The organism is Photobacterium ganghwense, from assembly GCF_017329545.1.
Classification (GTDB): Bacteria; Pseudomonadota; Gammaproteobacteria; order Enterobacterales; family Vibrionaceae; genus Photobacterium; species Photobacterium ganghwense.
In genome coordinates this window covers 387,394-405,765 of the sequence record NZ_CP071326.1, presented here as the reverse complement: position 1 = coordinate 405,765, position 18,372 = coordinate 387,394, and the positions used below count along the sequence as shown (strand labels likewise).

Below are 18,372 nucleotides of genomic sequence, written 5' to 3'. Positions count from 1 at the left end.
ATAACTCTGCCTTATCGCATTCAGTACATACAGAGACGATTCATGCCATTCTCTAAACTTGGATTAAGCGAATCACTGACTAAAGCAGTGAATGAGCTCGGATACAGCGAACCGACCACCATTCAGGCGAAAGCGATTCCTGTTGTTCTGCAGGGACAAAACCTTATCGCTGCGGCGCAAACCGGTACTGGTAAAACCGCTAGCTTTGTCCTGCCGATTCTTGAAAAACTGAGCAAAGGCGAAACCAAGCGCAAGAAACGTATTCGTGCTCTGATTCTGGTACCGACCCGTGAGCTGGCCATTCAGGTGGAAGAGAAAATCACCCAGTACGGTAAACACACCGGGTTGACGTCTCTGGCGATGTACGGTGGTGTGGATGAACAACAGCAGAAACAACGCTTGATCGAAGGCGTTGATGTACTGGTTGCCACCCCGGGCCGATTGATTGATATGTATGGTCGCCGCGCTGTCTACTTCGAAGAAGTGGAAATGGTGGTGCTGGATGAAGCCGACCGCATGCTGGATATGGGCTTCATTGATGACATCGAAAAGATTCTTGATCGTTTGCCTGAAAACATTCAGTTCCTGCTGTTCTCTGCAACTCTGTCACGTAAAGTCCGTGATTTGGCAAAATCCGTGGTCGAAAACCCGCATGAGATCACTATTGCGGCAAATCAGGCGTCAAAATCAAACATTGAACAATGGCTGATCACCGTCGACAAAGACAAAAAATCCGCGCTACTGAGCCATTTGATTCAGGAAAAACAGTGGGATCAGGCACTGATTTTCATCGAAACCAAGCATGGTGCAGCCAAACTGGTTTCTCAGCTGGAAAAACGCGGCATTGCAGCCGAAGCATTCCACAGCGGTCGCAGCCAGGCGATTCGCGCGCAGCTGCTGGAAGATTTCAAAGCCGGATCGATCAAATACCTTATCGCAACAGGTGTGGCAGCACGTGGTATCGACATTGAAGACCTGTCGCGCGTAGTGAACTATGATCTGCCTTTCCCGGCTGACGAATATGTACACCGTATAGGCCGTACAGGCCGAGCCAATGCCACGGGTGAAGCGATTTCGTTTGTATCCAAAGACAACTTCAAGAACCTGTGCATGATCGAAAGCCGCCTGGGCCACCTGATTGAGCGCCGTGAAGTGGAAGGCTTTGCGCCGAAAAAGCCTGTCCCGGTAACGATTCTGAACTACGTGCCGAAAACTAAGCATGTCGATCAAGACCCAACGGACAAACCGCAAAAGCGTGCGAACCCAGGTAATAGATCTAACCGCAACAACACAAATAACCGAAAACCTCGTTCTGCCTCAAAAGCCAAACCTAACACAGGCAATAGGACTGACGGCAGAAAAGACAGCAGACAAGCCGTCAGAAAAGCCGACAAATAACGGCACGACCTGAACTTGCCAAAGCCTCTTCCCTTGGAAGGGGCTTTTTCATCTCCCCGCGCTACGGTTGCCATCACCAAGTTCACCCAAAGTATTGCCCCTATCGCCAAATCGCCAAATCGCCAAATCGCCAAATCGCCAAATCGCCAAATCGCCAAATCGCCAAATCGCCAAAGATTAAATCCCGGCACACAATTCGCCAGCCAGCCTAACACCTACCTTAACTCAGCTCGAACAAGCTCCTTTTTCTTTTTTGGCTAAGCTTTGTTAATAACAGTCAGTCAGAGGCCGAGATGAAAAAGCAGTTGCAAGTTGTCGTAACAGGCGGCCCCGGTGGCGGCAAAACCACCGCACTGGATCTCTTTCGCAGAGAGCTGTGCCATAAAATTGCGGTGGTTCCCGAGGCCGCCACAGTACTCTTTTCCAGTGGCATAACACGCTCGGACAATGAACAGTTGATAAAAATGGTCCAGAAAACCATTTTTCATCTTCAGAAGAATTTGGAAGACATCTACAAAGTACAATACCCGGAGAGGCTGCTGGTCTGCGACCGAGGGTCACTCGACGGATTGGCATACTGGCCCGGAACGGAAAGTGATTTTTTTAAAGAAGTAAACTCAACGTTTGAAGAAGAAATCGCACGTTATGACGCGGTGATTTTTTTTGAATCAGCGGGCGCCACCGGGCACGATATCAGCAGCAATAACCCGGTCAGAAACGAGTCGTCTGAGCAGGCTGCCCTGATAGACGTCAAACTGCAAAAAATTTGGTCGAGACACCCCCAGTTCTATTTCGTTGGCAGCTCAGAATCTTTTGTCCGAAAAATCATGTTTGGCATCATGACGCTGGAAAATGTGATCAACCGATACCAAAGGCCATAACCGTCATAAATACCGAGCGATAGATACATGACGGCACTACAGAATTCCCGTCACTGTTATGGCCTGAAGCCATCCATGACAAATTTGCTTCCTATCGAGCCCATTAACAAGCCCGCCCCTTTATTGATATGGGACTTAAAGCGTAAATATCCTCTTTGTGCTTTCGCGCTGGAAAGCAGAGTCGCCACAAAGGCATACCATGAAAAGTTCAGTAAAAACACACTGAATGCTAATATCCAGGTTGTGTGTTCTGGCACGTCAGCAGGTAACAACGCGGCAAATACGCTGCTAAAGACAATGGCTGTTTTGGGATTGCTCAGTTGCGTAATTAGACCCAGCGACATCGCTTTCAGAGGCTTAGGGCGACCGGGCTCCGTAGCTGTGTTGGCGGGCAGAGAGTCTTTGCTGGTACGCCACATTTTCGCACCCAGGTAGCAAAGGTACAGGCCACCTAACACCTTAAATGTCATGTACAGTTCGGGGACCACCTTAAATAAAGTGATGAGACCCGATGAAGCCAAAAAGGCAAAGATCGTCGCCCCAAGACCTAAACCCAGAGCTATCGATACCGCTTCTATTCTCGACTTCGACATAGCTGTTTGGGCAACTAAAACAAATGACGGGCCCGGTGTCATCGCACCAAAGAGTAACAAGGAAACCATAGGCAACACAAAGAGGTACTGCTCAACCATGATTAAAAATCCCTTTCAGTTTAGATGCTGACTTAGTGACCTAGACCTGACACCTGTTATAGTCATTGGGTACGGGTTAATCCCGCAGGAGAAAATACATTTCATCTTAACGCGATATCGCCAGAAAACCAGAACAGCATGAAACTGTTTCAACCATGTTCAAAATCCAATGACCCAAGTTCAAAATCCAAATACGCGATTTATAGTTACTCTTCAATACGTTAAACACCACTCCTCACGCCCTGTTGCCAGATTTCCCATTGTATGAACACAGAAACCGATGGGCACAATGAATACCTCTCGTAATATTCTGAAAAATAAAGTTATTTATTTTCACCGAGTCATTGACTCCACTCAAGTCAGGTTCTCCGGTGCTAGACTTTACGATAGGCACTTAGCCATTAATAGGAGGACTGGAATGAACTATCAGCATATATTAGTGGCGGTCGATCTCACGCCATCGAGCCAGGTAGTCATAGATAAAGCGATTTCATTAGCGAAAGGCACCAACTGTAAAGTTTCTTTTGTGTTTGTGGACGTAAATAGCGTTTTTATTGCCCCCAGAGAAGAACATAAAATAGAACATGAGCTGCAAGTACTGGCAAAAAAAAGTGGTTATCCGATTACAGATACTTTGGTCGTCATGGGTGACCTCCACATCAAACTCTCCGGAGTCGTTAAAAAGATGGGGATCGATCTGGTCGTGTGCGGTCATCACCATAATTTCTTGAGCCGATTATTCTCCTCCGTCCCCAAATTGGCCAATGCTGTAGAAGCTGATTTATTAGTGGTGTACCTCAAACCGTGATGACGTTAAGGCTCGATGCGCCTTAGTTCTTGGTGATTGGTGATTGGTGATTGGTGATTGGTGATTGGTGATTATGCAAGCAAAGAACTGGAAACCAACTGTCATACAACATGCTAACCGCCAAACGACAGAGAAGTTTGAATTTTCAGTAGATTCCAGCTTCTCTGCCTTCTGGTGTTAAAGTTCAAAACGGCCAACAACCATCCATATAAAATCTCACCATATAAGAATTAACCGGGTTAATTATCTCAAAGCCAGAAAAGCCCTTGTCTACCCCGCAATGACCGTAATAATCCAAGCATGACCTCGCATATGAACAGTGCTCAACACCATATCAGCGGTTCAAAAACGTACGCGGGGATAAATATCAAGCGACTATCTCATTCGTAGAGAGCATCACGTCAGGGACATTCAACAGATTTTTCAGGGAGAGAAAATCGTGGTTGCATTATTTCTTAAATGCTTGCTGGGCGCGGCGGCCGTGCTCCTGATTGCATTATTGTCGAAAAGCAAAAGCTTCTTCATTGCCGGGCTTGTCCCCCTGTTCCCCACTTTCGCGTTGATTGCCCATTATATTGTGGGAGTAGAACGCACCATGGAGGAGCTCAGAACGACTGCATTGTTTGGTCTTTATTCCTTGATTCCCTACGCAGCCTACCTGATAGCCGTGTATTACTTGAGTTATCGCTTCAGCTTAACCTGGACGCTATCGCTGGCAACAGTCACCTGGTTGTGCTGCGCCTTCGTTTTGCTTCTGGGATGGATGAAGCTGAATCCTGCAATGGCCTGATCATACATGGCGTTAGCTCTCATGTTTCTGGGCATGTATATAGGTATGGTGTATTTAAGTAGCAGTGACTTCATAAAAGTTGACGTCGCTCTAAACCGCAGCAAACAGTGTTTATAAACACCAGCAGTTGCCTTTCTTTTGTTTAATTAAAACGACAAAATTCGTGTCTTCCAATGATGAATAGTTGAATGAACAAGGAGTGATTCATTGACCAAGCACACACCAGAGGCACTCCAGGGCGGCCGAGATGGCGTCATATTTCGTAAACAAAACACTGTGATTCGACCGATGAATCCATGGTCTCACACCGTCCATTTACTGCTTACCCACCTGCATAGCCAAGGTTTTCATCAATGCCCTGCCGTAGTGGGGATAGATGAAAGTAATGAGGTACTCAGTTACCTTGAAGGCGATACATTCAATTACCCGCTTCGAGGCGCCATTGCAACTGAAGAAGCGCTGTTTTCTGCAGCTCAGCTATTGCGGCAGCTCCATGACGCCAGTACAACATTCCTGAACGCCTATCCCGACTTTTCGTGCCAGTGGATGCTACCTGGTCGCACACCACCCGAGGTCATCTGTCATGGTGATTTCACGCCGTATAACGTGGTTTTGAAAGGCAACAAAGTGGTTGGCATTTTTGATTTCGATACTGCCCATCCCGCTCCGCGTCTGTGGGATTTAGCCTATTCGATCTATTGCTGGGCTCCCTTTAAGACCCATAAAAATGACAAAATGGGTAACTTACAGGATCAGATACAACGGGCCTTGTGCTTCTGCGACGGGTACGGTGCAGACCTTCAGCAGCGTTCACAGTTGGTTGAGACTATGATTATCCGCCTCCAAGCGCTGGTCGATTTTATGCAAGCTGAAGCAGACAGTGGCAATCCACAATTTCAGGCGCATATTGCCGAGGGGCATCGTCTGAGTTATCTCGACGACATCGTGTACTTACAGCGTAATCAGCACGCCATTACCTTAGGGATTGCCCCTCATTCCTGATCCTATAACTGGGCCCATTATTTTCCCGCTTATTTAGTCGGACGATTAGCCGCGAGGCAGTTCGGAAATATTGCGGGCTGTTGCCAGGAATCGATTCCCTGTACAAATAAATGTTCCGCCATGAGCGCAACATCGCTCAATAAAATCGATTTCATTCAAATATTTTCACCCTTCAGGCAAAGCATTTTTGTGACACCACTTCCATATCATGATTTTTATGAGGCAGTTTTATGCACAAAAAACATGAGCAAACGCATGATTAATTCCTGAAATCAATATGTTAAAAGTATCAGTGCATCGAAAAGCATAAACTCCCCAAACTCATCACTATCACATATAGTTACGCACTTAAAATGCAACCCGATGAATATTAAAATCACAAACTGACAATGGAGTGTTTGAATGCGTGAAAAAGCCTACCTTGCGGCTTGCCTGTTTATGTTGTCGGCCTGTGGCGGTGATGATACGAAATCCTCTCCCACAGACAACAAGCCCAACATCTACGCTGGTGCAGACGTGTCTGCTTACGGCAAAAAATCTGTTCAGTTAACACCGACGTTTTCAACTGACGTTAGCAACCTCTCCTCCGTCAGGTGGACTCAGGCTGAAAGCGACCCACTGCAAGTTTCCATCAAGACTGACAGCGAGAATAATGCCTCCTTTATCGCCCCGGATATCTACGACAAGGTTACGTTGCACTTTACGGTGACTGCTGCATTTTCCGACGGGACAAGCAGCAGCGACGACATTGAGGTGACACTGATCCCGGCTGAGCATTCGCTGTCACTGGCTCTGCAAGGGTTAGGGCAAAGCATTAAAATAACGGATCAACACCTAGTCGTGATTGGCGGCTCTGTGACTTCAGATCATCCGCTTAAATCCATTAAGGTCATTAACATGACCACAGGTATCACTTATGACGCCGGTATTGCAGATAGCTGGCAAGCAGAAATCGCTCTATCAGAAGGTGATAATACCATCGATATCTCAGCGATCTCTGACGACGATACATCCCTTTCCATCTCCACAGACATCACTTATTACCCGAACATTGATTTTATTACGCCCCTACAGTTTGATACGACCACTCTTTACTTAGGGCAAGATCCGAAATCTGTCATTGTCACGATTGGTACGAATAATCCGAACAACCCGACCATTACGTTGGTCGATAGCGCCAATCAGGAGATTGCGACTCTTTCTGACGATGGTGTTTTACCCGATGAAATCCAGGGTGACGGTATCTTTACTGCGAAATTTGACGCACAGGCGACGAATGTTGGCAGCATCTGTTATCGCGCCAAACTGACGGACACAAACGCTGTCAGCTACCAGTCTGAAAAGCTGTGCCTCTGGGGTGCTGACAGCTATGATAATGCGGATGTAACCAGTGCAGTCATGTTGGCAGATTCCGTCAAACTGCTAATTGATAACAGTCTTGAAGCCGGCAGTGATGTCAAAGCCGCCGCACAAGCCGCTTATGAAAAAATGCAGACCAACCCGGCGATTGGAGCTTCGGGCTTATCGCCTGACAGCGGGTTGTGGTGGGTCGATGACAAAGGGATATTGGGCCTGTACCATCCGGTGATTGCCGGCTCAAAATCCGGGGTGGAGCTTCGCAGAAATGAGGGACAACCTCCGGTTTTGAAGGCCACTTTCACCACACAATATTACAGCTATGACGATCAGGCACGTCACAGCCAATCCGTTACAGCAATTCATACCAGTATCAACCAATCTAAGAGCGCTATCTCTGGCTTAAAAGCGGCAGAAGATAACCGGATAAAAAGCTCCCGTGCCGTCATTGTCAGCCCTTTCATCAATAACCCGAATGTCAGTCCAGCCAATAACTTTGGCTCTACCGATGATTACCATTCAGTGTGGCAAACATTGAAATCTGCAAATTCCTGCCAGTTATCTGCGGATAAAGAGCTGATCAACGATGGGACTGTCAACGTAACCCTGGACAGCTACAAAGATTTCAGCCTGTATGGATATATTCACCTTTCCACGCATGGGGACAATTATTACAACGGCCTACTCAGCTTATGGAAAGATGAATGGGGCCCAAATGATTTTCTGAAAGGAGCACTCTCACTGGTCGCTATTTATACCGGTATTGCGTTGCCGCAAAATGACGACGGTTCTTATAACATCAGCGGATATGAAGAAGACCTGCACATGAAGCGACTGGCTATTGGCCCTGGTGGCTTGCTGGTTGTACTGCCGTCTTTCTTTGATCATTATTTAACGACATTGCCAAATAGCTTGGTGGCACTGTCAGCTTGTCGATCTATGCATAACAACTCCCTGGCCAATGTCCTTATGGCAAAAGGGGCCGGAGCCATTCTTGGATACGATGACTACGTGTTATCGACTTACGCCCAAAACACCACAAATACCATTTTGCAGGAAATGCTAAACAATGATTCTACCTTCGGCGAAGCAGTGACGGTGGCCAAATCCACATACGGTGCCAGCGACGGCAGCGCAACGGATGCCAAGCTTGTCACTACGGGCGCAGATAACCTGAAACTGCCGTACGGCTCGCTCACTAACCTGGACTTTGAAGACGGTGTGCTTGGCGTATGGTCTAAAGACGGCGATGGCAGGGTCGTGACACAGTTAGGCGTGACGAAACCCACTGGCGGCAGTTTTATGGGCATTGTGTCAACCGGACTGGGTTTCACCACCACATCAGGGACCATCGAACAAACAGCCTGTCTGGCATCAAGCGCAAAAACGCTGCGGTTTAACTGGAAAATGTTCTCCGAAGAATTCCGTGAATACTGTCATACCGAGTATGATGATTCCTTCAGCGTTACCGTATGCAATGAAGATTCCACGACATGTAAAAGCTTCAAAACCAGTGTAAACCAGCTTTGCACCGAAGGCGGGCTGCTTCCTTCTGACATCCACTTTGATCAAGGGGATGTTTATAAAACAGAATGGAAGAATGAATCTATCGATATATCGGAACTGGCAGGTCAGCGCGTCACACTGTCGGTTTACTCTTCCGATAAAGGTGACAGTATTTACGATACCGCCATACTGGTTGATGACATCACGGTCGAATAATCACTGACGCCAAGGAGCATCATATGAAAAAAAGGCACGCTTTTCTGCACTGGTTTATTCCGGGTTGGGTCTGTTCGCTGGTAGCCTGCAGCGCAGAAGAACGTCTCCTTTTTGAAGATGATGCTCTGGGTAGCGTGTATTTAATTTCGCAATCCCAGGGTTGTCAGCTATCGCATGAATCGTTAAAAGAGAAGCTGACAATCCTTATCAACAGTGCCGAGAAGGATCTTGCGCCATTAAAAACCATTTTTCACCCTACCCATCCCTTTGTGCTGGAAAACAGCCAGCCACCTTTGCTAAAAATACAGCAAACAGCCACAACAGGCTGGCAGGTTTCTCTAACGGAATCCGCTTCCTGGCTGTTTCGCTTTGACCATGACACAGTGACGGCCTACGAATATCCTCAGAGTCTCAAAATTAGCTGTGAGTAATGGTTTTTCCGCCTTAGTTTCGAACTGAGTCCATATACCTAACCTCCTTCGCACTATTGATATTTAACACTAAAGAGATATTACTATCCCAGTGACAAATACCTTTAGAGCATTATCAGAGGCGGATTCCATCTTAATATTGTTCTACCTTCACATTTTTGCTCTCCGTTCCAAAATTGCGTTGACGGCACACCCTTCCGCCATTAAATTGACGCCAATAGAATAATTACTCGACGGAACGCCAACAATATGAATAGAAATGGTTTTACCCTGATTGAACTGGTAGTCGTGATTGTCATTCTGGGTATTATTGCCGTAACAGCCGCCCCTCGATTTCTCAATGTGCAAAATGATGCCCGAAATGCGGCCCTGGAGGGTCTTAAAGGTGCCATTCACGCAGGTCTTAGCGTGGGTTACGGTAAAATGGCCGTTGCTGGGCTGGAAAGTGTCACATATATCACGAATAAAGCGACTGATGACGGTAACTATAAGGCAGAATCAATTCCAATTCCTGGTTGTGAAAAAGGCGGAGCTGAGCGCTGTATTTTCCGATATGGCTATCCGGAATCAGATTTTCACACACTAACAACGCTCGTTGATGGGATTAATAAACACTATTATCAGGATAAAGATTGGGGCATTACTCGGATTGATAATGACGACGCACTCATTATTACAGAAAAGAACAATCTGGATTATGCTGCTCAGCAACGTCCCCCGCTGATGATTCGTGATAACTGCTACATCCGTTATCAGCACCCGGAAAGTGCTAATGCAGGCTACACACTGGAAATCATTCCTTGCGAATAATACCGGCTGAGCCCAATCACTGTTCGTATGCGCTAAACAGATAAACATGAAAACGGCGACCTTACTGGTCGCCGTCTTTTTTAGAGCTTGGCTCACGCACGCAATCTAGCCTGACTAAGCCAAGTCTGCCGCAAAGGGTTTGCCGCAAAGGGTTTGCCGAGCAATGCATGGTAAAAGTCATTATCAGGCTCCCCCCCTTCAAGACGTTCTTTCGTTCCGAGTAATACCAGTTGTCCGGTTCGGTACCGAATTTCCAACGCATCGCGCAGACAGGCATGTTGTTAAAAACATATACCCACGAGAGCAACCATTCCCTAAGTACCTAAAGTATGAGGATCCGGTTGGTTTTAGGTTTGAATTTAAGGTATTTTCCAAGTTTGCTTATCAGGCTGACGTTTTTGCCTATGCCATCAAATGCAATACATTGATCAGACCTAATAAAAAGCCTTATTGTTGCTATCCATGATAGCCATAATGTGAAGTGAACTATGAACAGAAAAGTTATCGATTTCGCGGTTATCTTTTTAGCCGTCTTTCTGGCAATTACCCTGAAGAATTATCTCGTTAATATGTTCTTCGAACAGCAGCAGATCTCTTTCCTGCTGGATACCCTGCTGCTTATCGTTGTCTATCTGCCGATTCTCCTGATCCTGCGAACCATAGGCAAAAAAATAGCGCCAAAATAGAGAAATAAAGCCTTCAGATAAACAATATCTCTGTAGGATAAGATCTGCCCAGTCAGAAGTGTGCGCTGCCTGGGCAGTGACAAATTGTAATATCCGATAAATACCTGACTCTGCATCTGATGTTCAGGTGCGTCCCTTTCCCAATCAGTTCAGAACATATCGGTTTAGAACATGTCGAATTAGATCGCAGAACAGATACCGGATTGATTATCAGATTGGAACGTCACACACAGTCCATCTTGAGCCAGAAACAGGTTTTCACTGAAACAATGAGGCTGGCTAAGCGCCCAGTTTTCCAGCTCATGTCCGATGTGAATCAGCCCAACTTTTACAGGCTGGCACTCTTTTTTAATCGCCAGTATTTGTTCGACGGTACTGTGATTTCTCACTGCACCATCACCCCGAAATGCTTGCGGCGGATACCCACAATCAATAAACATCCATTCTACCGGATTCATTTTCAGCCAGTTTTGAGCCAGTTCGCTTAGCCCAAATGTATCAGTCAGATAGGCCAGTCGTCGTCCCTGCCATTCAAAGACATAACCCAGGCATGGCTTGGAATGATTCAAAGGCAGCGTGGTGATACGGATGCCTTCCCATTCAAAAGTCTCAAACGGTTTAAATGGCGGCTGAAAGGCCAATAAACCGGGATGTTTGTAGAGGTCGTCACACCCCAGTGAGTCATGGGGGCCATTGACCGGAATCCGCTCTTCCTGTGTGCGGAAAAAGCCAAACCTAAGGTCAAACAAGCTGTGTACATGATCCATGTGATAGTGAGTCAGCAGGATTCTATCAATCGACTTTGGCGGAAAACGTTCCAGTAAATTCGGTAAATTGGCGTCAATAAGCAGCGTTTTGCCATTGTTATGCACCATCGCCGAGGTTTTGTTACGACGATACTTCGGTTCATCCATCGCCCGGCGGCAAGCGGTACACTCACAACCGTACACCGGCAACATCGCGCTGTTACCTGTCCCTAAAAGTGTAAATTTCATATCAGCTGTTCTGCTACCTGAGTAAACTGATTCACAGTCTGACGGAGTGAGCCACTGTTATCCAGCACAATACTGTTTTGCGGACAAGCCCCCAGAAAAGCTTTTGCCCTAGCCAGCCGCTGCTGAATCATGGCATCGTTTTCACGGCCTCGCGCCCGAAGTCGCTGTGCCAGTACCTCCTCTGGTACATAAATCACGACCGGCACCAGTTGCTTACCGTATTTTTCCAGTGCCTGAGGCAGATATTCCCGCGACCCATTAACCATCACATTGATACCTTTCGTCAGCCAGTCATCGACTTCAGCGCCTATACCGTACTGAAATCCGTTGGCTTCCCAGTCCATGGCAAACAGTGCCATGGACTTACGCACCTCGAATTCCTCCGGCGTCAGTTCAATGTAGTTTTCTCCCCCGGCATGTGCCGGCCGGGTAATATAACGATGGGCCACCAGCAGACTTTCTGGTTGCTGCACCCGAATCAAACTCATCACGCTGTCTTTACCGGCACCTGACGGACCCGTCACATAAAATAACTTTGCCATTATTTTCCACTCTTATAATTAGCAAATAGACTGTCGCGGAATAATAAAATCAGTATATCTGCTGGCCGTTTTTATAGACTTGCTTAACCATAGGAAATCCCTGATCCAGTTCAACACGCACGACGTCAGCCATCCGGCCTGCCTCCAGCTGACCACGGTCCCGCATACCCAGCGCTTCTGCCGGATTGGCCGTAACCAGTGCAATAGCACCTGCAAGATCGTAGCCATTTTCCATGTCTGCAATCTGGAAGGCCGCCTGAAGCAAGCTTGCCGGATAATAGTCGGATGAAAGAATATCCAGCACTCCCAGCTCTGCCAGTTTGTAGGCAGCAATATTGCCGGAATGCGAACCACCACGCACAACATTTGGCGCGCCCATCAGCACCTTCAGCCCCTGTTGATGGGATGTCCGGGCGGCGTCCAGCGTGGTCGGAAACTCGGCCACCACCATACCGTCCTGTTTAGACTCCATCACGTGGCTTTCGAGGCCATCGTCATGGGAGGCCATCGGTACCCCCGCCTCACGGCATTTTGCCACGATAGCTTGGCGATTGACCGCCGAATACAGACGCGCGCTTTCCGTTTGCTCAGCTTCAAATTTTGCCATCGTGCTGTCATCCCAGCCGTATTTCTTCTGATAGTAGGCACGGTATTGAGCTAAGGTGGCAAACTGACGCTGACCCGGAGAATGATCCATGATCGACACCAGCTTCACGATGTCCGGATCAAACAAGGATTCGAACAGCTCGACGGTACTGACATTCGGCACTTCACAGCGCAAATGCAGCAAGTGATCGACCCGGCAACGGTAGTCTGCGGCATGTTTTACTGCCTCCACCATGCGCGACAGGTTAGCCAGTCGGGTGCCGCCATCATTCACATAACCCACCGTCACCGCATCCAATACTGTGGTGATGCCACTGGCTGCACACACAGCATCGAATGATGTTAATGCCGAGCGCGCCGGCCATTCAGCATTCGGACGTGGGTTGAAGAACTTCTCCATATGATCCGTATGCAGTTCGACCAGACCGGGGATAAGATAATCCCCCCGGCAGTCGATGGCCTCGTCACGTTCACACCGCCCCGCTTCAATGCGGGAAATCTTGCCGTCTTCAATATACAGCGTGCCATCCATTACTTCGTTGAGCAGAACCAGTTTTGCGTTTGTCAGAATCATCACTTAGTACACCTGAGTCTCAATTTGTCTAGTCGCTGTTTTTCGCAATGCGTTTGTATGAAAACCAACCCATATCAATACGTTAAGCTCAAATCATTACTTGCCGGCTGACAGGGTATGAAGGCGATCGGCCACCGCGTCACGGGCGTAAGGGTCATGGAAAATGCCCACGATGGCAGCGCCGCGTTGTTTGGCCTGATGAATCAAATCAATCACCACATCGCTGTTTTGTTTATCCAGTGACGCGGTCGGCTCATCGAGCAATAGAATTGGGTAGTCCAGCATAAAACCTCGGGCAATGTTGACTCGTTGCTGCTCCCCGCCGGAAAAAGTCGCCGGCGCCAGCTGCCAGAGGTGTTCTGGAACATTTAAACGAGTCAGCAATTGAGCGGCTTTCTCATAACAGGTCGTCGGGCACACGCCGGTATTCAGCAGTGGCTCCATCACCACATCAATTGCTGACACGCGTGGAATAACCGACAGAAACTGACTGACATACCCCATCGTTTGCTGCCGCAGGCGGACAATCTGACGCGGTGAAGCCTGTGCCAGATCCACCCAGTCGGTTTCGCCCCGGCCATAGCGGATTTCAATCGCACCGTTGTCGATTTTGTAGTTACCGTACAGCGAGCGCAGCAAGGTGCTTTTTCCCGATCCCGAATGACCGTGCAAAATAACGCACTCACCACTGTTTACAATCAGGTTAGCCCCTTGCAGCACAGGCAGTTTCACACCATTTTGGTTATGCAGAATAAAGGTTTTACAGACATTGCTGGCTTTGATCATTTCCATCTCGGTTACCTCACGATCGATGAAACAAGAAGCTGGGTATAGGCGTGTTGCGGATCGTCAAGGATCTGATCAGTCAGCCCCTGCTCTACCACTTCGCTGCGGCGCATCACCAGCAGGCGATCAGCCAGCAGCCGTGCCACTCCCAAATCGTGGGTAACGAAAATCACCGCAATATTCAGCTCCATCACCAGACGGCGCAGCAAATCCAGGAATTTAGCCTGCACCGAGACATCCAGTCCGCCGGTCGGCTCATCCATAAACACCAGACGCGGACGAGTCACCAAATTACGGGCAATCTGCAGGCGCTGCTGCATGCCGCCGGAAAACTGTTTAGGCTTGTCGTCAATACGATCGGCTGCCAGCTCAACGGCTTCCATCCAGGTCAGACTTTCGTCACGAATATTGCCGTAATGACGTTCACCAATGGCCATCAGGCGCTCTCCGATGTTGCCACCGGCTGAAATGTTCATGCGCAAACCATCTTGCGGATGCTGATGCACTACCCCCCACTCAGTGCGCAGCAATTTACGCTGCTCACTGACCGGCATATCAAACAAAGAATGCAGCTTGGCTGCGCGGTCGATATACAAAACCTCGCCACCATCAGCGGCAATTTGCCCTGAAAGCAGCTTTAGCAACGTCGATTTACCCGAACCGGACTCACCGACAATACCCAGCACCTCACCGGCAAACAGATCAAAGTTAATGTTCTGGCAGCCTTTGTTTTCGGCATACAACCGGGTGACATTGTTCACCTGCAAAAGTGGTTTTTCATCAAGAAGTATCATACTTACTCACTCCCGGCCTGGTTGTGTGACGGACTGTGTCGATGGGCGACTTGGACTGGCTGTTCAGACCTGTCTGTGCTGATCTGGTGGCCCTGAAACGTCACGAAGTCCACCTCCGCTTTACCTTGTTGAGCCAAACTCTGACGGCAGTAATCGGTATCTGAGCAGATAAAAGTACGGTTTCCCGCTTCATCCACCACCACTTCATCCAGGAAGCTGTTTCCAGAGCCGCAAATCGCACAGGATTCTTCCCACTGCTGCACCTCGAACGGGTGGTCGTCAAAGTCCAGACTCTCAACCTTGGTGTAAGGCGGAATCGCATAAATGCGTTTCTCGCGTCCCGCACCGAACAGTTGCAGTGCCGGACTCATGTGCATTTTCGGGTTGTCAAATTTCGGGATGGGCGACGGACTGGTCAGATAGCGTCCATTAACGATAACCGGATAGTCGTAACTGGTCGCGATCTGGCCATATCGTGCAATATCTTCATATAATTTCACGTGCATCACGCCATATTCCTCTAAGGCGTGCATGGTGCGTGTTTCAACCTCGCTCGGCTCGATGTATCGCATCGGCTCTGGAATCGGCACCTGATAAATCAGGATCTGATTTTCCTCCAGCGGCGTTTCCGGAATACGGTGCCGGGTCTGGATCAGTGTCGCTTCTGAGGTCACTTCCGTGGTGTTAGCCTCCGCCACTTTGCGGAAAAACTGGCGGATACTCACTGCATTCGTGGTGTCATCCGCTCCCTGATCAATCACTTTCAGGGTATCGTCCGGGCCAATCAACGCGGCCGTGAGCTGAATTCCGCCGGTTCCCCAGCCGTAAGGCATCGGCATTTCCCGCCCCCCGAAAGGCACCTGATAGCCGGGAATGGCAATGGCTTTGAGCAGCGTGCGGCGAATCATGCGCTTGGTGGACTCATCCAGATAGCCGTAGTTATAGGTTTGATTCATGGTGCCCGATCCTTATTTCGCTGCCCGCATCTGACGCAGCATATGCAGTTCTGACTGGAAATCCACGTAGTGCGGCAGGCGGAAGTGAGAAACAAATCCGACCGCATCCACGATGTCGCTGTGATACAGAATGAATTCCGGATCCTGTGCCGGAGAGCTTTGCTCTTCGCCGTATTCCTCGGCCTGCAAGGCACGATCAACCAACGCGACGGCCATGGCTTTGGTTTCGGCACGGCCAAAGGTCAGCCCGTAACCTCGGGTAAACTGAGGTGTTCGCTGAGCCGGAGAATAACCGTTGATCATCTGGCATTCAGTCAACTGAAGTTCGCCAATGCAGATCTCAAATCCCAGCTCTTCCGGTTCAAACCGGATTTCTGTCTGTCCGGTGCGCATTTCGCCACAAAACGGGTGTGAGTCGCCGTAACCACGGATGATGGAATAGGCAATCCCTATCAGGAAACCCTCGTCACCTCGGATCAGGTTTTGCAGACGCGTCGGGCGCGTTGCCGGAAAAGCCAGCGGTGATTCGGTCAAATCATAAGGCTCTGCACCACTGTCATGCTCTTCCACCAGCAAGCCCGCTTTGGCGATCCAGTCAAAGGCATTGCCGCAGGTTAACGAGCTTGCTTCAAAATGTTCTGTCGGTTCGCTTACCGGTTGCTGGCTGCCCTGGCATTGGCTCTCCTGACACTGGCTTTCCTGAAACTGGCAGTCCTGATTGCGGTTCTGTTTACCGCTCTTGGCTTCTGTCGCTGCCAAATTAGCTGCCACCTCAGGGCAGCCCGCCAGCAGTGAGAAATCCAGCAAACGGTGGGTGTAGTCATACGTCGGACCCAGAATCTGCCCGCCAGGCAGGTCTTTGAATGTCGCCGACACCCGACGCTCAATCTGCATCGTCGCCGTATCAACCGGGTTTGCGATGCCAAATCGCGGTAACGTCGTGCGAAAGGCACGCAACAGGAAAATCGCCTCAATCAAATCGCCACTGGCCTGCTTAAATGCCAACCCTGCCAGTTCGCGATCATAAATCCCCCCTTCATTCATGATGCGGTCTACCACCAGCGGCAATTGCCCGGCAATTTGTGCCACAGACAGCCCGGCAACCGTGGTGTCCCCCCGGCGTTGTTTCGCCAGCAAGTCGTGCGCGGCATTGATGGCGGTTTCACCGCCTTTTACGGCAACGTACATACTCAGGCCTCCTTCACTTGGGTGGTACGGGGTAACGCCATCACTTTGTTCCGGGTGATGAACACCATATCCAGCCCGGCAGGGAACACATGCTGACGGTTGGTAAGATAATCCAGCGCGCTGGGATGCAGTCCTGTAACCCGAACCCGGGTTTCGGTGGCGATTCCCGGCCCAGACAGTAATAAGGTCACCGGGTGTTCAGCTCCCCTTTTAATCTCTTGACCAGCATCTTGTGACGAAACAGTCGTCTGCCCATCGTTTGCTGCCAGAGTGTCCTCCAGCTGCTCAACCTCAATCAGTAGCGTGGTGCTGTGATGCGGGTTTTCATTGGTGCCACCATTAAACAACAGCCCGTTAAATGGCTGATGACCGTCAAGTAACGCAAACTCTGCCTGCGCAGGCAGACTGTGATACTGCGTATTGCACTGACAGTGAAAAGCGATATTGCGCATGATAGTTTCATGACGGAATGATTCCGCCAGATACAGTGAAGATTTGGCGTCCAATAGCGTCAGCAGCACACCAAAACTGGCAGGATGCATGCCATCGAGCGGCACACAATATGGCAGGCTGGCAATCGTACCCGGACGCGCCATGGCATCCAGCAGGACACGAAAGTTCTGTTGACTGTCAAATACCGGCGATGAAAGACCGGCAATCAGTTGAGCTGGTGCCATCAGTCATCCTCCCCACGGACTAAGGTGAAAAAATCCACCTTGGTTTTCAGGGTGTCTGCAGTGGCAGCCGCGCGTTTCGCCTGCTGAGTGGCGACCAATGGCTGCAGGATCTGATCATCTGTCGCGGCAGCCCGCTCACTTTGCATTAAGGCGTCCACCACGGCGGCGATGTCGGCATGGGTTTTATCGCGACCCTGAATGTAGGCGAAGCCATTCAGCCCGCTCTCCAGCACAACCGACGCGCGGGTAACGGTCATATCGCCCATATTGAAGCGATCACCGGTATTACCCAGACGGCCCCGCACCTGCACCAGCCCACTTTCGGTCGGACGCAGATAAGAAAAATCGGGTTTGTCGGGAAACTGAGTCCAAAGTTGCTGTAACTGTTCACCGCTGGCCAGCGCCAGCGTTTTCATCCAACGCTGTCTGTCCTGGCGACTAAAAGCCGGGGCAGACATAGGTTCCGGAGTTGTCATGGTAGGTTCCTGAGATAACCAATCGATAGGCTCACTTTACCCATCAGCGACACTCAGAAATATCGAGAAGAACTTCCGCTTTACCTTAGTTTTTCTTAGTGAAAACCGGCGTTTTTACCGTCAGAGAAAACACAATTGTCACAATCTTCAGTTAGAAACAATCTTCAGCTAGAAAAGGTTATCTAAAAAGAATGAGATAGAT

General features: G+C 49.2%; 19 protein-coding genes. 9 read left to right on the top strand and 10 right to left on the bottom strand.

Annotated elements, in window-relative coordinates:
• Window positions 1–42: 42 nt before the first annotated feature.
• Together FH974_RS17810 and FH974_RS17805 are read left to right on the top strand one after the other, a co-directional pair.
• Window positions 43–1,398 carry a DEAD/DEAH box helicase gene (locus FH974_RS17810; RefSeq protein WP_207104030.1) on the top strand — a complete coding sequence of 452 codons (1,356 nt, stop codon included), beginning with the start codon at window positions 43–45 and terminating at the stop codon, window positions 1,396–1,398.
• 293 nt (window positions 1,399–1,691) lie between these two features.
• Window positions 1,692–2,279, top strand: coding sequence for an AAA family ATPase (locus tag FH974_RS17805; protein ID WP_207104029.1), 588 nt, complete (start codon window positions 1,692–1,694; stop codon window positions 2,277–2,279).
• Window positions 2,280–2,335: 56 nt separating this feature from the next.
• Here the strand turns inward: FH974_RS17805 and FH974_RS17800 are convergent, their stop codons facing one another.
• Entirely contained in the window at window positions 2,336–2,971 is a 636-nt protein-coding gene (locus tag FH974_RS17800; RefSeq protein WP_207104028.1) for a LysE family translocator, read from the bottom strand.
• Between the two features lie 418 nt (window positions 2,972–3,389).
• Between FH974_RS17800 and FH974_RS17795 the strand changes: the two genes are divergently transcribed.
• The 7 genes from FH974_RS17795 (at window position 3,390) to FH974_RS17765 (ending at window position 10,576) form a co-directional block, all read left to right on the top strand.
• The gene (locus FH974_RS17795) at window positions 3,390–3,779 is read left to right on the top strand and encodes a universal stress protein (protein WP_207104027.1); all 390 of its coding nucleotides are present in this window, start codon (window positions 3,390–3,392) and stop codon (window positions 3,777–3,779) included.
• Window positions 3,780–4,218: 439 nt separating this feature from the next.
• Window positions 4,219–4,569: a GlpM family protein gene (locus FH974_RS17790; protein WP_047884687.1), complete on the top strand. Its 351-nt coding sequence runs from the start codon at window positions 4,219–4,221 to the stop codon at window positions 4,567–4,569.
• A 207-nt stretch (window positions 4,570–4,776) separates the two neighbouring features.
• The gene (locus FH974_RS17785; protein WP_242551948.1) at window positions 4,777–5,571 is read left to right on the top strand and encodes a phosphotransferase enzyme family protein; all 795 of its coding nucleotides are present in this window, start codon (window positions 4,777–4,779) and stop codon (window positions 5,569–5,571) included.
• A gap of 402 nt (window positions 5,572–5,973) precedes the next feature.
• Window positions 5,974–8,649: a PKD domain-containing protein gene (locus tag FH974_RS17780; RefSeq protein WP_207104026.1), complete on the top strand. Its 2,676-nt coding sequence runs from the start codon at window positions 5,974–5,976 to the stop codon at window positions 8,647–8,649.
• A gap of 23 nt (window positions 8,650–8,672) precedes the next feature.
• Window positions 8,673–9,080, top strand: a complete 408-nt coding sequence (locus tag FH974_RS17775) for a hypothetical protein (RefSeq protein ID WP_207104025.1) — start codon at window positions 8,673–8,675, stop codon at window positions 9,078–9,080.
• Between the two features lie 249 nt (window positions 9,081–9,329).
• A complete protein-coding gene (locus FH974_RS17770) occupies window positions 9,330–9,890 on the top strand; it encodes a prepilin-type N-terminal cleavage/methylation domain-containing protein (protein WP_207104024.1) in 561 nt (186 codons plus the stop codon).
• A 488-nt stretch (window positions 9,891–10,378) separates the two neighbouring features.
• Window positions 10,379–10,576: a hypothetical protein gene (locus FH974_RS17765; protein ID WP_047884691.1), complete on the top strand. Its 198-nt coding sequence runs from the start codon at window positions 10,379–10,381 to the stop codon at window positions 10,574–10,576.
• A gap of 179 nt (window positions 10,577–10,755) precedes the next feature.
• On the opposite strand, the gene phnP is transcribed toward FH974_RS17765, so the two are convergent.
• From phnP to phnG, 9 genes are all read right to left on the bottom strand, one after another.
• Complete coding sequence (gene phnP, locus FH974_RS17760; protein WP_207104023.1) at window positions 10,756–11,571, bottom strand: phosphonate metabolism protein PhnP; 816 nt, start codon at window positions 11,569–11,571, stop codon at window positions 10,756–10,758.
• The gene (gene phnN / locus FH974_RS17755) at window positions 11,568–12,113 is read right to left on the bottom strand and encodes a ribose 1,5-bisphosphokinase (protein WP_207104022.1); all 546 of its coding nucleotides are present in this window, start codon (window positions 12,111–12,113) and stop codon (window positions 11,568–11,570) included. The genes phnP and phnN overlap by 4 nt, the downstream gene beginning before the upstream one ends.
• A 49-nt stretch (window positions 12,114–12,162) precedes the next feature.
• Window positions 12,163–13,293: an alpha-D-ribose 1-methylphosphonate 5-triphosphate diphosphatase gene (gene phnM, locus FH974_RS17750; protein ID WP_207104220.1), complete on the bottom strand. Its 1,131-nt coding sequence runs from the start codon at window positions 13,291–13,293 to the stop codon at window positions 12,163–12,165.
• 96 nt (window positions 13,294–13,389) lie between these two features.
• The gene (phnL, locus tag FH974_RS17745; RefSeq protein WP_207104219.1) at window positions 13,390–14,079 is read right to left on the bottom strand and encodes a phosphonate C-P lyase system protein PhnL; all 690 of its coding nucleotides are present in this window, start codon (window positions 14,077–14,079) and stop codon (window positions 13,390–13,392) included.
• 11 nt (window positions 14,080–14,090) lie between these two features.
• Window positions 14,091–14,873 (bottom strand): phosphonate C-P lyase system protein PhnK, encoded by a 783-nt coding sequence (gene phnK, locus FH974_RS17740; protein WP_207104021.1) that lies wholly within the window; start codon window positions 14,871–14,873, stop codon window positions 14,091–14,093.
• A gap of 2 nt (window positions 14,874–14,875) precedes the next feature.
• On the bottom strand, window positions 14,876–15,829 hold the full coding sequence (locus tag FH974_RS17735; protein WP_207104020.1) for an alpha-D-ribose 1-methylphosphonate 5-phosphate C-P-lyase PhnJ: 954 nt from the start codon (window positions 15,827–15,829) through the stop codon (window positions 14,876–14,878).
• A gap of 12 nt (window positions 15,830–15,841) precedes the next feature.
• Entirely contained in the window at window positions 15,842–17,017 is a 1,176-nt protein-coding gene (locus FH974_RS17730) for a carbon-phosphorus lyase complex subunit (RefSeq protein WP_207104019.1), read from the bottom strand.
• Window positions 17,018–17,019: 2 nt separating this feature from the next.
• Window positions 17,020–17,694 carry a phosphonate C-P lyase system protein PhnH gene (gene phnH / locus FH974_RS17725; RefSeq protein WP_207104018.1) on the bottom strand — a complete coding sequence of 225 codons (675 nt, stop codon included), beginning with the start codon at window positions 17,692–17,694 and terminating at the stop codon, window positions 17,020–17,022.
• Window positions 17,694–18,170 carry a phosphonate C-P lyase system protein PhnG gene (gene phnG, locus FH974_RS17720; protein ID WP_207104017.1) on the bottom strand — a complete coding sequence of 159 codons (477 nt, stop codon included), beginning with the start codon at window positions 18,168–18,170 and terminating at the stop codon, window positions 17,694–17,696. Before phnG ends, phnH begins: the two co-directional genes overlap by 1 nt.
• Window positions 18,171–18,372: the final 202 nt, after the last annotated feature.

Coding starts and splice junctions, on each gene's coding strand:
- FH974_RS17810 (WP_207104030.1), top strand. CDS start 43: ATGCCATTCTCTAAACTTGGATTAAGCGAATCACTGACTAAAGCAGTG.
- FH974_RS17805 (WP_207104029.1), top strand. CDS start 1,692: ATGAAAAAGCAGTTGCAAGTTGTCGTAACAGGCGGCCCCGGTGGCGGC.
- FH974_RS17800 (WP_207104028.1), bottom strand. CDS start 2,971: ATGGTTGAGCAGTACCTCTTTGTGTTGCCTATGGTTTCCTTGTTACTC.
- FH974_RS17795 (WP_207104027.1), top strand. CDS start 3,390: ATGAACTATCAGCATATATTAGTGGCGGTCGATCTCACGCCATCGAGC.
- FH974_RS17780 (WP_207104026.1), top strand. CDS start 5,974: ATGCGTGAAAAAGCCTACCTTGCGGCTTGCCTGTTTATGTTGTCGGCC.
- FH974_RS17775 (WP_207104025.1), top strand. CDS start 8,673: ATGAAAAAAAGGCACGCTTTTCTGCACTGGTTTATTCCGGGTTGGGTC.
- FH974_RS17770 (WP_207104024.1), top strand. CDS start 9,330: ATGAATAGAAATGGTTTTACCCTGATTGAACTGGTAGTCGTGATTGTC.
- FH974_RS17765 (WP_047884691.1), top strand. CDS start 10,379: ATGAACAGAAAAGTTATCGATTTCGCGGTTATCTTTTTAGCCGTCTTT.
- phnP (WP_207104023.1), bottom strand. CDS start 11,571: ATGAAATTTACACTTTTAGGGACAGGTAACAGCGCGATGTTGCCGGTG.
- phnN (WP_207104022.1), bottom strand. CDS start 12,113: ATGGCAAAGTTATTTTATGTGACGGGTCCGTCAGGTGCCGGTAAAGAC.
- phnM (WP_207104220.1), bottom strand. CDS start 13,293: ATGATTCTGACAAACGCAAAACTGGTTCTGCTCAACGAAGTAATGGAT.
- phnL (WP_207104219.1), bottom strand. CDS start 14,079: ATGATCAAAGCCAGCAATGTCTGTAAAACCTTTATTCTGCATAACCAA.
- phnK (WP_207104021.1), bottom strand. CDS start 14,873: ATGATACTTCTTGATGAAAAACCACTTTTGCAGGTGAACAATGTCACC.
- FH974_RS17735 (WP_207104020.1), bottom strand. CDS start 15,829: ATGAATCAAACCTATAACTACGGCTATCTGGATGAGTCCACCAAGCGC.
- FH974_RS17730 (WP_207104019.1), bottom strand. CDS start 17,017: ATGTACGTTGCCGTAAAAGGCGGTGAAACCGCCATCAATGCCGCGCAC.
- phnH (WP_207104018.1), bottom strand. CDS start 17,694: ATGGCACCAGCTCAACTGATTGCCGGTCTTTCATCGCCGGTATTTGAC.
- phnG (WP_207104017.1), bottom strand. CDS start 18,170: ATGACAACTCCGGAACCTATGTCTGCCCCGGCTTTTAGTCGCCAGGAC.